The following is a 14,142-nucleotide window of genomic DNA, read 5'->3' on the forward strand; positions in this document are numbered from 1 at the left end:
TGATGAAAATACATGTAAATATGCCCCAGAAGCCTTACGACATCCTCATCAAACGAGGGGGTCTGGAAAAGGCCTCAGCCTGGGTCTCTAGCCTCTGGCAAGCACAAAAAATCTTGGTCATCAGCGATGACAGAGTTGCCGGCTTCTACGCAGACCGGCTCTTAACCGATCTAAATACAGCAGGCTTCAAGGCCAGTCTCTTCAGTTTTCCAGCAGGAGAAGCTTCAAAAACGCTTGCGACTGCTGAAAAAATATGGCATCATTGTGCAGAGCTCGGCCTGACCCGTTCTGATGGCATCATCGCCCTAGGCGGTGGTGTAGTGGGCGATCTGGCTGGCTTTGTGGCCTCGACCTACTTGCGGGGGATTCACTTTTTGCAGATTGCGACCAGCCTGACGGCCCAGGTGGACAGCTCAGTTGGAGGAAAAACCGCAGTTAATACAGCGATTGCCAAGAACATGATAGGGACTTTTGCCCAGCCTGACGGCGTCCTGATTGACCCAGATTTATTAAAAAGTCTGGATTCACGCTGTCTGATTGAAGGGATGGGAGAGGTCATCAAATGTGGCCTGATTGCGGACAAAGAACTCTGGGACTTTATTCAGACGATGTCTGGTCCTGAGACAATTCTTGAAAATGCAGAATATCTCATCAGCCGGGCCGTTGAAGTCAAGCGGAAGCTTGTGGTTGAGGATGAGCTGGATCATGGCAGTCGTCTTTATCTGAATTTTGGCCACACAATTGGCCATGCAGTCGAGACCACGGCGGGTTACGGCCACATCATGCACGGGGAAGCCGTTGCGATTGGCATGGTTCAAATCAGTCAGCATGCTGAAAAGCAAGGCCTGATGCCTGCGGGGTTTACAGAGAAAATCAAGGCGACCTGTGAGAAATTCGGACTGCCGACCAGCTTTGAGCCCTGGAATGAAGAAGAGCTCTACGCCGCCCTTTCCCATGACAAAAAAACGCGGGGCGATAGCATCAAGACGGTCATCGTCCCAGAAATCGGCCAGGCAAAAATCCATGAACTGAAAATCCAAGAAATGAAGTCCTTTTTGAAGAAGGAGGGAGAATGAATGATAGAAGAACTCGGAAAAAAGATCACTGAGGCGAGTCAGCAGTTGGCGAGGGTTTCGAATGCGGATAAGGACGCTTTTTTAAGGAAGCTGGCTGAAGGCCTGCTAGATAGCACAGGCCGCATCATCGAAGCCAATAAGCTAGACTTGGCATCAGCCGATGACCACGGTATCAGCCCGGTCATGAGAGACCGCCTCATGCTGGATGCCGGCCGGATTCAGGCTATGGCTGAAAGTCTCCATCAGTTGGCTGACCTGAAAAATCCAATCGGCGAGGTCACACAGGGATTTACCAACATCGACGGCCTTAACATCATCGAAAAACGGGTCCCTATCGGACGTGTCGGGATGATTTATGAAAGCCGGCCTAATGTCACGATCGATGCCTTCTCCCTCTGTTTTAAGACGGGAAATGCGGTCCTCTTGCGAGGGGGCTCTGATGCGATTCATTCTAACAAGGCCCTGGTCGCCGTCATCAAGGAGGCCCTGGCAGAAAATTCAGACCTGCCTGATAGTGCGGTTGAGCTCTTGACGGATACAAGTCATGCAGAAGCTGAAAAGATGATGCAGGCGATTGATTACTTAGATGTCCTGATTCCTAGGGGCTCTGCCCGATTGATTGAGACTGTGAAAGCCAAGGCCAAGGTCCCTGTTATTGAGACGGGGGCTGGCAACTGCCATATTTATGTGGATGCTTCAGCTGACCTGGACCAGGCGGTCAAGATTGTGGTCAATGCTAAGACCCAGAGGCCAAGTGTCTGCAATGCCGCAGAAAGCCTGCTGGTACATGAGGCGATTGCGGGAGAATTTCTTCCCAAGCTAGACGAGGCAATCCAGGCAGTCCACAGGGTAGAATTTCGGGCAGATGAGCAGGCGGTCACCTACCTCAAAGGAGCGACGTTGGCAAGGGAAGAAGACTATGCGACAGAGTTTTTAGACTATATCATGTCGGTCAAGACGGTCAGCTCGCTCGATGAAGCCATTGCCCACATCAACCACTATTCGACCAAGCACTCTGAAGCCATCCTGACCAATAGTCTAAAAAATGCTGAAATCTTCCAAAATGAGATTGACTCGGCAGTGGTTTATGTCAACGCTTCGACCAGGTTTACAGATGGCTTTGTCTTTGGCTACGGGGCTGAAATCGGGATTTCCACCCAAAAGCTCCATGCCAGAGGGCCGATGGGCCTTGCCGCATTGACCTCGACCAAGACACTGGTCATGGGCCAGGGTCAGGTCAGAAATTAGTTTACATTTAATTTACAATTATCCTGTAAAGCTCTTGAAAAGCTCTCAAAAAGTGCTATAATGGAGTATAAGCCTAAGGAGAAGTCTGTCAAAATGGAATTCAAGCATGATACTGTACTATTACACGAGACTGTGGACATGCTTGACATCAAGCCTGACGGGGTTTACGTGGATGCGACACTCGGTGGAGCAGGCCACTCTGAATACCTCCTCAGTCAACTGACGACCGGTCATCTTTACGCTTTTGACCAGGATGAAACAGCCCATGAAAATGCCAAGATTCGCTTAAAAGAAGCCTTGGAGGCTGGTAAAGTCAGTCTTATCAAAGCTAATTTCAAGGATTTGACGGCTGAGCTTGCCCGCTTTGAGGTTGACAGGATTGACGGCATTCTTTACGACTTGGGCGTCTCTAGCCCTCAGTTTGACGAAGGCAGTCGTGGTTTTTCCTACCGGACAACAGCCAGGCTGGACATGAGGATGGACCAGAGCCAGTCCCTTTCAGCCTATGAGGTGGTCAATGACTATCCCTATGAGGACCTGGTCCGGATTTTCTACCGCTACGGCGAAGAAAAATTTGCCAAGCAAATAGCCCGGAAAATCGAACAAACCAGAAAGCAAAAGGCTATCGAGACGACGACAGACCTCGTTGAGGTCATCAAGTCGGCCCTACCTCAAAAGGCACTGAAGGCTAAAGGCCATCCGGCCAAACAGGTCTTCCAGGCCATCCGAATAGAAGTCAACGATGAACTCGCTGTGGCTGAAAGCTCTATTGAGCAGGCCATCGACCTCCTCAAGGTCGGTGGTAGAATCAGCGTCATCAGCTTCCATTCATTGGAGGATCGCTTAGCTAAGACCATGTTCAAGGAATATTCGACTGTAGAAGTGCCCAAGGGCCTGCCGGTGATTCCTGATGACATGAAGCCCAAGCTCAAGCTGGTCAATCGCAAGCCAGTGCTTGCAAGCGAAGAAGAATTAGCACATAACAATCGGGCCCACTCAGCAAAATTAAGAGTGGCCGAAAAATTACATTTATAAAAAAGGAAAGGAGAGACCATGGCAGCATTACCAAAAGAGTATTTTGACATCAAGACAGCAGCGAAAAAAGACAGCTTCTACATTGACAAGAACTCTGTGGCACCAGAAGTCTTAGCGACGAAATTCAAGAAAATTTCAAGCGTTGAGAAGTTCTTCTATGTGACCATTGCTGCAGTTGCCTTGGTGCTCTCTGTCTCTCTCCTTTATATCAAGGCGAAGACGGTCGAGGTGCAGAGTAACACGGTTATCCTCAACCAGACCATCGCTGAAAAAGATGCAAAAGATAGCGAGTATGACCAGCAGATTCAAGAGTTGACAGACAACAGTAAGCTCTTGAATCCTGTTCAGAAAGCTGGCTTGACCATCAATTATTCTAATGTATTGAAAGCGGAAAAATGATTAAATTCTTAAGTCGACTTTTTGGAACGCCACATAGGCTAATCCAAAAGAAAGCCCAGAAGAGTCAATTAACGCCAGAAAGTAATCGTAAACGAGTAGGAAAAATCGTCTTTCTCCTATCTATTGTCTTGTTTACGGTTTTTATATTTCGTTTTGTCTGGCTGATTACGGTCAATCGTGTCGGTGGTGTTGACCTTGCCAAGATGGCCAAGGAAAACTATTCGACGACGGTGACGGTCAATGCCAAGCGGGGGACCATCTACGACCGCAATGGCACACCGATTGCCATTGATTCATCGACCTATACGATCTACGCCGTTATTGACAAGACCCAGACGGATGCTAACGGCAATCCCCAGTATGTCGTGCCCGATAAGTATGACGAAGTGGCCAATTTCCTGAATAAGGAATTGAACATTGACAAGGACTACGCGATTTCCCAGCTCAAGCAGAAGAAGAGTCAGGTCCAATTTGGGACCCAGGGGATGAAGATTAGTCCAAGCCGGATGACCCAGATTGAAAAAGATGCAGAAAATCAAAAGATTGTAGGTCTCGGCTTTTCAGCTCAACTTGCCCGCTCTTATCCTCAGGGGAATTTTGCCTCACAATTTGTTGGTTTTGCGAGCCCGCAGAATACCAATAGTGGTGGGACTGTCCTGGTCGGGAGCTCAGGCCTTGAAAATGCCTATAACAGTGTTCTCAGCGGTGAGAATGGGGAAATCAATTATCAAAAAGATCCCTTTGGACGTCCGCTCCCTGGCTCAACTAAGACCATCAAGCAGACTGAAAACGGGAAAGATGTCTATACTACCATCGACGGCCCAATTCAGAGCAATCTTGAGAATCTCTTAGATAATGCGGCTAAGGTTTCAGGCGGTCAGCAGTTGTCAGCCACCCTGATGGATGCCCACACCGGTGAGATTCTCGCAACCTCACAACGGCCGACAATCAACGCCAACAACCAAAATACGGCGTCCAAGCAGGAATACTTCACCTGGAGTAACCTCCTCTACCAGTCTCAATTTGAGCCTGGTTCGACCATGAAGACCTTCCTGTTGGCTTCGGCCTTGGATAGTAATCATGTTAACCTCAATCAGTCCTTTACCCGTACGCTGAAGGTCTACGATGTGGATATCAATGACTGGGACTGGAATGAGTACGGCGAGTTCCGCCTGCCAACGTCAGTGACTGCAGCACAAGGTTTTGAAATGTCTTCTAACGTCGTCATGTCAAAAATCGAAATGCAGATGGGCAATTCTACCTGGAATCAATACCTCAAACGCTTGAAATTTGGTGTTCCAACCCGTTTTGGACTGGGAGGTGAAGGCTTTGGCAGCCTTCCTTCAAGCAACCCAGTGTCTCAAATCCAGTCTGCGTTTGGACAAGGGATTTCAGCAACGCCAATCCAGCTTTTGCGGGGATGGACAAGCTTTGCAAATGGCGGAGAGATGCTTGAGCCCCACGTGGTCAATAAAATCTATGATTCCGATAATAAGACGGCTATTTCTACTTCACCAGAGGTTATCGGGAAACCCTTCAGCTCTAAGTCAGTAGATACGGTAAGAGACCTGATGGTCGGGGTTAATACAGACCCTAACTACGGAACGGCCTATCTTACAAAAGATGACGCTGGTCACTCGCCTGGACCACTCTTCTTGGTCAACGGGAACCCAATGGCTGTCAAGACAGGGACTGCCCAGATTGCAGCTCCAAACGGCGGCTATATGACAGGACCGCAGGACAATATGTACTCTGCTGTCGCTATGTATCCACCAAAGAATCCTGATTTTATCTTCTACATGAACATCAAGATTCCTACCAGCGATTGGTTCTTGGGCTATATCTCTGATGTGGCTAACAATGTCGTTGCCCAGGCAGAGGCGAGAAAATCTCAGATTGAAGCCACAGACACCACCAACTACACCGCAGGGAAGGTCACTATCGCAGACTACAAGGGCAAAGGCCCAGGTTCAACGTCAGATAAACTCCGTCAAGAACTCCTCAACCCTGTAGTTATCGGTACTGGAGACAAAGTCACTGAACAATCCATCGCTTCAGGCGAAGAGGTTTCAGCCAATACTAAAATCTTGCTCTTGACCAATGGCGACCCCACCATGCCGGACACCTACAAGTGGAAAAAAGACCAAGTCGAACAACTCGCCAAATGGTACAATCTCAAAATCACTTACAAGGGCGACGGAGATACCGTCTCCGGCCAATCTGTATCGGCAGGCCAGGACATCAAACGTGGCCAGTCGATCACTATCAATATGAATTAACTAGAGGTTTAATATGTTTTTAATAGGTACAGCTGTCCTTATCCTGGCACTTTTACTCACGGTGCTGGGGGTGCCGCAGTTTATCAAATTCTTCCATAAGAAGAAGATTGGCGGACAGCCCACCCTTGAAGAAGTCAAGCAGCACATGGCCAAGGCCGGGACCCCTACGATGGGGGGAGTCGTCTTTGTGACGGTTGCCTTGATTGTCTCACTCGTTTTCGCCCTGATTTTTGGGCAGGTCTCAGGAGCCTTCATCATCGCCTGGTTTGTCCTGGCGGGATACGCCCTGATTGGTTTCTTTGATGACTTTTTGAAAATTTTTAAGAAAAAGAATCAAGGCCTGACTGCCGTACAGAAATTGCTGGGCCAGATTGTGATTGGATTGGTCTCTTATCTGCTCTACAGCAGTGCACCAGCCATTGCCCGGGTCCCAGCCTTTAACCGTGGGCCGGGAGAAATTCCCCATGCCATGGTGACGGCCTTTCAGATGAATCGGATTGAGATTTTTGACCGGAGCTTTGACCTGGGTGTCTTCTTCCTTGTCTTCATTATCATCTGGCTAGTCGGCTGGTCCAATGCGGTCAACTTGACTGACGGGATTGATGGCCTGGCTTCTATCACGGTGGCGATTTCCCTGACCGCCTATGCTGTGATTGCAGCAGTCGAGCATCATTACGACGTCCTCATCATGATTTTGGCTGTGATTGGTGGCCTGCTTGGCTTCTTTATCTTCAATCATAAGCCGGCCAAGATTTTCATGGGCGACGTGGGATCGTTGGCCCTGGGTGGTTTCATAGCGATGCTGTCTATCTTGCTTCATGCTGAATGGACTTTGCTCTTAATTGGTTTCATCTATATTATTGAGACCCTTTCAGTCATGATGCAGGTCAGCTACTTTAAGCTTTCTCATGGAAAACGCATTTTTAGAATGACCCCCATCCACCACCATTTTGAGCTCGGTGGCTTCTCTGGAAAAGGGAAGGGGTGGTCTGAGTGGAAGATTGATATCGTCTTCTGGCTGGTGACAGCCATCCTCTCTGCCCTGGCCCTGCTTATCTATTTTAGTTAATATCAAGCATTGCTTCTGATGAGCAATGCTTTTTTTGAAGGTCTTGGCCTGCCTTAACTCAACATTTATTGGACCCTAACAGCCAGTTAAGCCTTTAAGCTCTGGCTTTTTTTCGGTTAAGCGACTTAAAAGTGTGAGACATTATAATGAATTTATCTTTTTTAGAAGGGAAATTATTTTATGAACAAATTAAAGAAAATTCTTAAAGGGAGGATGCTCTTGATTATTGCAGTCCTAGTGAGTCTCGTCATCGGAGGTGCAGGTGGCTTCTTCATTGGCCAGCATCATGAGCAGGCAACTATGAAGGCCCAGCGGGGCAAGATGGGGCAAAACTTCAAGAATGGAAACGGCATGCCGGCAGGTGGTCCTGGAAACTTCCAAGGAGGCCAGGCTCCAGATGGCAATTCAAACAACAGCTCTGACAGTAACACTAGCAGTGATTCAAGCACTAGCTCATCGACAGAAAGCTCAACGACGGGGGTATAGCCTATGATTGGACAGATTATCGCCCTACTGGGCCTACTCTTGGCCTTTAGCATCACAGGGACGACCATTACAGCCTACCAAAATCGACGAAAGACCAGAAGGCAGCGGCCCTTTTAAGTCAGAGCGCCATCAACAATAGAAAGTGTGAAATTATGGATTTTATTAGACGAGCCTGGCTCTTTACGAAGGCTAAAATTTCAAGAAGTATCCTCTTGATTATTGCTTTTTCAGCAATTCTTATCTTTGTCCTCTCTGGACTCATCATCAACTCAGCAGCTAATAGCTCGATTGCCAATGCTAAGAAGGCAGCAGGGGCGACAGTTAGTCTTTCTGTAAATATGCAAAATATTATAAAGAAGGCTCAAGAGACAGCGTCATCTTCATCTAGCAGTGACCAAAATACATCAGAAGGCCGGCATTTTGGCATCAGCCTGCCGACAATCTCTGCAAGCACGGCTCAGAAAATTGCAAATTTAGATAATGTGAAATCTTACAGTTTTACTTATAATGCTTCTGCGAATGCAAACTCTGGCATCACTAAAGTCTCAGATGGCAATAGCAGTAGTTCAGCTCAAGGAGCGGGTGGCCCTGCTGGCGGAGCTGGTCAGATGCCTGGGCAGTCTCAAGGCGACTTTACCATTACTGGGACCAATGACCTCCTTGATAATAGCAGTTTTAGCTCCAGCTATAAGATCACATTAGGTCGGGCAATTAAAGCTTCTGACGAAGGCACAAACAATGTCGTGATTGAGTCAACATTAGCAAGTCAAAACAATCTTAAAGTCGGCTCTACATTTGAGCTCAAGGATACAAATAGTAAGACTTACAAGATGACCGTCGTTGGCATCTATACGACCACATCAAGCTCTACAGAGAATTCTATCAGCTATATTAATAATATCTATACAGCCTTATCTGTAGCCAACAGCATGAAGGCAACCAGCGGTCAAATCTCAACAGCAACCTATAACATGACCGACCCTGCCAAGGCAGATAGCTTTGTGACCTCAGCCAACAAGCTGGTCAACGACAGCAATTTCAACGTTTCTAAAAATGATCAAGCTTATCAGAATGTCAAGTCATCGCTTGACAATGTGGCCAGCTTTGCCAAGAATATCGTCCTGCTTGTGGCGATTGCAGGCGCCATTATCCTGGCCCTCATCGTCATGCTGATGGTCCGTGAACGCCGCTTTGAGATTGGTGTCCTCATGAGCCTGGGCGAGAGCAAGCTTAAAATTGTCGCACAATTTTTCACTGAACTCTTCATGGTCATGATTGTGTCTGTCCTCATCGCATCAGCGGCTGGAAATGTCGTTGGCAATGTCGTCGGACAACAACTCCTAAAGCAGGAGACCACACAGACAACAAGCAATAACAGCCAGGGCGGCCAGGCTCCAGGAGCACCTGGCGGCCAAGGTGGACAAGCTGGTTCTGAAGCTGGTGGAGGCTTTGCAAGACGGGCGGGCTCAGCGATTGGCTTTGGCCGGTCAGCAGCTGAGACCAAGGCTCTTGAGAAGTTAAATGTTAAGACTTCTTATACAGAAGTCCTTCTCCTATTGGCTATCGCTGTTGCCATTACTCTGATTGCGGTTGGACTCGCCTCTATTGGTATTCTCCGTCTCAATCCTAAACAAGTGCTTACAAATTAAGGAGGCCTGCAGATGAGCTTAAAAATTGAAAATTTAACCTATTACTATAATAATCCAGAAGACTACCTCTTCAAAGAGCTCAATGAAAGCTTTGAGCCAGGGCAACTCTATGCTATTCTCGGCCAGTCGGGCTCAGGAAAGACGACACTCTTGTCGATTCTGGCAGGACTAGACCAGGCAAAAGCTGGCCAGATTTCCTATAATGACCAGGTCATTAAAAAGTCAGACTTGACGCATTATCGCAAGAAGACGGTCAGCACGGTCTTTCAGGCTTATAATCTCTTGACCTATATGACAGCCTTTCAAAATGTCTTAACAGCCATTAAAATTTCTGGCGTCCAGTTTGAAGATGAGAAACAGGAGGTCACTACAGCTCTGGCCAAGGTCGGCCTCGCAGAAGAAATGATTCACAAGCCGGTCAGCAAGCTCTCGGGTGGTCAGCAACAAAGGGTTGCCATCGCCCGGGCCCTGGTCCTCAATCACGAAATCATCATTGCAGATGAGCCAACGGGGAATCTGGATGAAGAGACCACAGCTCAGATTGTCGAGCTCTTCCAAAAGATTGCCCATGAAGACAAGAAAATCGTGATTCTGGTCACCCATGAGCAGGAGGTCGCGAAGTCGTCAGACCTGGTCTACCGGCTCATCCACAAAAAACTGGAGAAAATGAGCTAGAAAATGGGGCAGTGAAAGCTGTCTTTTTCTCTCATCATGAGAAAAATAAATCCCTATCCGAGCTTCGTGAAATTTGATATAATAGGCCTTGAGGTGTTCTTATTATGAATAATACAAAGCTTCAGGAACGTTTTGAAATCGATGAATTTGAGAAACTCAAGCGGGACCTGATTAAATACAACTGTGCTCTGGCAGAAGTCTTGACACAGCTTAATAATATCAACAGTTATTTTAATGCCTACTGGGAAGCCAATCCCATCGAGCATATTAAATCTCGGATTAAGGCTCCAGAATCCATTGCTGGTAAGCTCAAGAAGAAGGGTCTGCCAGTCACTGCAGAGTCTGCAGAAGCCGCGCTGAAGGACATTGCAGGTGTCCGAATCATTTGCTCTTATGCCAAAAATATCTATGAGATAGTAGAGATTCTGAGAAAGCAGCACAATTTTAAGATTGTCAAGGAAAAAGACTATATCTCTGAGGCCAAGGCCTCTGGTTATCGCTCTTATCACCTGATTCTTGAAGTCGATCTGGGCGAGCTCTTTGACAATCAGGTCTGTCCTGTCGAGCTCCAGATTCGGACCTCTGCCATGGATTTTTGGGCGACTCTCGAGCATAAGGTTCGCTACAAGTACGGTGGCGATATGCCGGTCCACCTGTCAGAAGAGCTCCAAAACTGTGCCCAGCAGATTCATGCCCTGGATGAGCGGATGTACTTGATTCATGAACTGGTCGACCTGATCAATGAAGGAGAAGATGAGAATGACTAAGAAAATTTATATTGCCGACGATGAAGAAAATATCCGGATAGCCATCCGGACCTTCCTTGAGAAATCAGGCTATGAGGTCGAGGATTTTGGGACGGGCGATGAGCTCCTGGCCCGATTTGAAGAGGTCCCGTCAGACTTTGTCATACTGGACGTGATGATGCCAGGCTCCAACGGCTTTACGATTTTGAAGGCCATCCGGAAGATTTCGATTGTGCCGATTATCATGCTAACGGCCAGGGACTCAGACCTGGACTATGCGACAGGGCTCGATCTGGGCAGTGACGACTACTTTACCAAGCCCTTTAGCCCTATGGAGCTGGTCATGCGAGTGAAGGCCATCTTCCGCCGGATTGATTATGAAAAACAAAATAAGACAGAATAATGAGAAAGGAGGTCCAGCCATGGCCATAAAAAGCCCTATATCCATCAAGACAAGAATCCTTTGGGTCAACATTGCTGTGGTCCTCCTCTCTTTTCTTGGCGTTTTCTTAATTTTTAATGTCTTGATGAACAACTATATCTCGAGTAATGCCAAGAGCCAGCTGGCCAGGGTCGTTAACTACCAGTCCTCTGCCGAGCAGGGCCGGCCGGATAAGCCGGCGACATCCATCGATTTGGATAATGCTCCCCGAGGCCTTTTTAACACCCATCCGGCGGCCTTTGAGCTCAGTAGCGACTATCAGATCACTTTTCCTGATCATACTTCTGAGCTTGACAAGGAGGTCGCCAAGAACATCACGGCTGCCTTCAAAGAAGACCAGGTCAGCCTGGGCCAGCTCAATAATTTCAGGCTAGAAACCAAGAGCCAGACCTTCTACATTGAGTCCAGTAAGAATGACAAGAGCTATCTGATTCTCTATGTCGACATTTCAGGGATAACCAATTTTGCTCATTCGGTCAATCTACTTTTGATGCTGATTGCACTGAGCGTGATTATCTTTATGGCAATTGCCGTCACGCTGATTACCCGGCGGTTGACCAATCCGCTTTCCAGGCTGGCAAGCTTTGCCATGCGGATTGGACGTGGGGATTTCAGGCCTTATGAAGGCCGTTTTCATGACCTGGAGCTTGCGACCCTTGCTGACACCATGAATAATGCGGCCCGTCAACTGGCCGACAACGAGCAGGACCAGAAGGCCTTCTTTCAAAATGCCTCGCATGAACTCAGGACACCGCTGATGGTCATCAAGAGCTATGCTGAAGGGATTAACTACGACATCATGCCGGCCCATGAGGCCAGCCAGACCATCCTCAAGGAGACGGACCGAATGAGCGAACTGGTCGAAGACCTTTTGACCTTGTCAAGAATCGACAGCCTCAACAAGCCTGAAGAATATGCTAGAAATGATCTCCGTGAAATCCTCAAAGACGTGACCAGAGAGCAGGAGGCCTTTGCCAGTCAAAAAGGCCTGAAATTCAGCTACCAGCTGGACAAGAAGCCGGTCTACATCTGGAGCAACTACAAGGCCCTGAGGCGGGCGATTTCAAACCTGGTCTCAAACGCCCTCCGCTATGCGAAGAGCGAGATTCAGGTCAGCTGTAAGCTCGAGCGGGGCAAGATGATTTTGGTTGTGGCCAATGACGGCGACCCGATTGCCGAAGAAGATCTGCCCCATCTCTTTGAGCGTTTTTACAAGGGGGCGGGCGGTGTCCATGGCATCGGCCTCTCTATCGTCAAGGCTGTGACAGAGCAACACGGCGGGACAGCTTATGCAGAAAACAAGGCCGGCTGGGTGCGATTTGTTCTTGCTTTTGATAATCAGCCAAAAAAAGTCCTTGAAAAGAAGTCCTGATTTTGTTATAATATGATTCGTGCGTTTTACGCATAAATAAAACTGTTTATCCGCTGGGCCCAGAGCTTTATGATAGGCAAAAGGAGAATCTTAAGATGGCAAATCTTATCGAAACAATCAATGCAAGTCAACTACGTAGCGACATCCCTGACTTCCGCCCTGGTGACACTGTCCGTGTTCACGCAAAGGTCGTCGAAGGAAGCCGCGAACGTATCCAGATCTTTGAAGGCGTTGTTATCGCCCGCAAAGGTTTCGGTATCTCAGAAACTTACACTGTTCGTAAAATCTCAAACGGTGTCGGTGTAGAACGTATCTTCCCAATCCACACTCCACGTGTTGAAAAGATCGAAGTCGTTCGTTACGGTAAAGTTCGTCGTGCGAAACTTTACTACCTGCGTGCCCTTCAAGGTAAGGCTGCTCGTATCCCAGAACGTCGTAAATAAGAATCTTTGGCGTTTGAAAAAGAGTCCGTATGGGCTCTTTTTTCTTTATAAATTGTGAAAAGTACTGTGAGGCAATTTTATACAACTCCTAGCATGCGGTTCCACTTCAGAATGTCGTGAGGCCATCAGCGAAGCCTACGGCTTCCATGACTAATTCTTGAGCCTTAGGTCTCAAGAATTGCCAAATTTCACGATAGCTGGCGGGCTTTTCTGAAGTTCCACTGGTTAGTGTTTGAAATAGAGTTCATTTTTCAACCTCTTACAGAGACAGATGCTCTTATCACATAATTGAAATGGGAAATTGCCTAGTCTACAAGTAATGTGGAGTGCAAGAAATCAGGTTCTTAGCAGTGGAAAAAGGCAATACTTGAGACCGAAGGGCTCAAGCATTAGCAATGGAAGCGGAGCTTCGTTTGCGGACCTCCACGGCTAAGGGCCTGATTTCTGGAACGAAATAAGCCCCGCAAAAGCAACTGCAATCAGCTCCAACAAAAAAGGCGAGACCGTTAGTGTTCGCCTTTTGTTATTTTCCTAGCCATCATTCAATCAACTGAAGAATTAAAGCCGTCAAAACCTCGGGACTCTCCCGCTTCTTATCACGAATCCAGGCCTGGGTCAGGCCGAAAATCGCATTGGCGTAGTAGATGCTGACATAGTGCTGGTGGCTGGCGACGATGCCACGGCCGTCCAGGCGGGCAGGAAGGATGAGTTGCTCAAAAAGCTGGCGGAGCTTGGAAAGGAAGAACTGCTGGATTTCCTTGCTTCCATTTTCGGAGAAAAGACCGGCGTAAATCGGATTGCGGTCGATGAATCGGTAGACCTCGATGAGTGTAGCTTCAGGCTCGTTTTCATTTTTTGTGAAAATATAGGTAATCGTGCTAAAAAGCTCGGCCTGATAGGCTTCAATCAGGTCGTACTTGTCCTGGTAGTGAGTATAGAAGCTTGAGCGACTCACACCGGCCTTGGCGACCAGCTCGCTAGTCGTGATGCTATCAAAAGACTTTTCCTCGAGGAGCTCCACCATGGCCTCCTTCAAAAGATTTCTCGTCTTTGAGTGCTTTACTTCTCGATTTCTGATTTTACTTGCTTTTGTTGGCATCTGATTCCTCCTTGAACAAAATAACACAGACTGTCCAAAATTCTTTCATCTTTATTGAATAAATGCTTAAAAAGATATACTATTGATTATATCAAAAAATAGACATAATGTCTAAAGGAGCTGA

General features: G+C 47.6%; 14 protein-coding genes. 13 read left to right on the plus strand and 1 reads right to left on the minus strand.

Going from position 1 to position 14,142, the window contains the following annotated elements; all coding sequences use genetic code 11:
- Positions 1-2 precede the first annotated feature (2 nt).
- The 13 genes from aroB to rplS all read left to right on the plus strand — a co-directional run bounded on the left by aroB (position 3) and on the right by rplS (position 12,919).
- Positions 3-1,076: a 3-dehydroquinate synthase gene (aroB, locus tag NtB2_RS02040; protein WP_109245384.1), complete on the plus strand. Its 1,074-nt coding sequence runs from the start codon at positions 3-5 to the stop codon at positions 1,074-1,076.
- Positions 1,077-2,324, plus strand: coding sequence for a glutamate-5-semialdehyde dehydrogenase (locus NtB2_RS02045; RefSeq protein ID WP_109245284.1), 1,248 nt, complete (start codon positions 1,077-1,079; stop codon positions 2,322-2,324).
- A gap of 93 nt (positions 2,325-2,417) precedes the next feature.
- Complete coding sequence (gene rsmH, locus NtB2_RS02050; RefSeq protein WP_109245385.1) at positions 2,418-3,359, plus strand: 16S rRNA (cytosine(1402)-N(4))-methyltransferase RsmH; 942 nt, start codon at positions 2,418-2,420, stop codon at positions 3,357-3,359.
- Positions 3,360-3,377: 18 nt separating this feature from the next.
- Positions 3,378-3,758: a cell division protein FtsL gene (locus tag NtB2_RS02055; protein WP_109245285.1), complete on the plus strand. Its 381-nt coding sequence runs from the start codon at positions 3,378-3,380 to the stop codon at positions 3,756-3,758.
- Positions 3,755-6,037, plus strand: a complete 2,283-nt coding sequence (locus NtB2_RS02060; protein WP_109245286.1) for a penicillin-binding protein — start codon at positions 3,755-3,757, stop codon at positions 6,035-6,037. Before NtB2_RS02055 ends, NtB2_RS02060 begins: the two co-directional genes overlap by 4 nt.
- Before the next feature lie 13 nt (positions 6,038-6,050).
- Positions 6,051-7,106 (plus strand): phospho-N-acetylmuramoyl-pentapeptide-transferase, encoded by a 1,056-nt coding sequence (gene mraY, locus NtB2_RS02065; protein ID WP_109245287.1) that lies wholly within the window; start codon positions 6,051-6,053, stop codon positions 7,104-7,106.
- 180 nt (positions 7,107-7,286) lie between these two features.
- On the plus strand, positions 7,287-7,592 hold the full coding sequence (locus NtB2_RS02070; protein WP_109245288.1) for a hypothetical protein: 306 nt from the start codon (positions 7,287-7,289) through the stop codon (positions 7,590-7,592).
- Between the two features lie 152 nt (positions 7,593-7,744).
- Positions 7,745-9,241 carry an ABC transporter permease gene (locus tag NtB2_RS02075; RefSeq protein ID WP_109245289.1) on the plus strand — a complete coding sequence of 499 codons (1,497 nt, stop codon included), beginning with the start codon at positions 7,745-7,747 and terminating at the stop codon, positions 9,239-9,241.
- Positions 9,242-9,253: 12 nt separating this feature from the next.
- The gene (locus NtB2_RS02080) at positions 9,254-9,916 is read left to right on the plus strand and encodes an ABC transporter ATP-binding protein (protein WP_109245290.1); all 663 of its coding nucleotides are present in this window, start codon (positions 9,254-9,256) and stop codon (positions 9,914-9,916) included.
- A 104-nt stretch (positions 9,917-10,020) separates the two neighbouring features.
- Positions 10,021-10,683 (plus strand): GTP pyrophosphokinase, encoded by a 663-nt coding sequence (locus NtB2_RS02085; protein ID WP_109245291.1) that lies wholly within the window; start codon positions 10,021-10,023, stop codon positions 10,681-10,683.
- A complete protein-coding gene (locus NtB2_RS02090) occupies positions 10,676-11,065 on the plus strand; it encodes a response regulator transcription factor (RefSeq protein ID WP_109245292.1) in 390 nt (129 codons plus the stop codon). The genes NtB2_RS02085 and NtB2_RS02090 overlap by 8 nt, the downstream gene beginning before the upstream one ends.
- Positions 11,066-11,084: 19 nt before the next feature.
- The gene (locus NtB2_RS02095; RefSeq protein WP_165814937.1) at positions 11,085-12,476 is read left to right on the plus strand and encodes a sensor histidine kinase; all 1,392 of its coding nucleotides are present in this window, start codon (positions 11,085-11,087) and stop codon (positions 12,474-12,476) included.
- Positions 12,477-12,571: 95 nt separating this feature from the next.
- Positions 12,572-12,919: a 50S ribosomal protein L19 gene (gene rplS / locus NtB2_RS02100; protein ID WP_109245294.1), complete on the plus strand. Its 348-nt coding sequence runs from the start codon at positions 12,572-12,574 to the stop codon at positions 12,917-12,919.
- A 538-nt stretch (positions 12,920-13,457) separates the two neighbouring features.
- Here the strand turns inward: rplS and NtB2_RS02105 are convergent.
- Entirely contained in the window at positions 13,458-14,018 is a 561-nt protein-coding gene (locus NtB2_RS02105; protein WP_109245295.1) for a TetR/AcrR family transcriptional regulator, read from the minus strand.
- Positions 14,019-14,142 lie beyond the last annotated feature (124 nt).

The organism is Lactococcus termiticola, from assembly GCF_003116835.1.
Taxonomy (GTDB): Bacteria; Bacillota; Bacilli; order Lactobacillales; family Streptococcaceae; genus Lactococcus; species Lactococcus termiticola.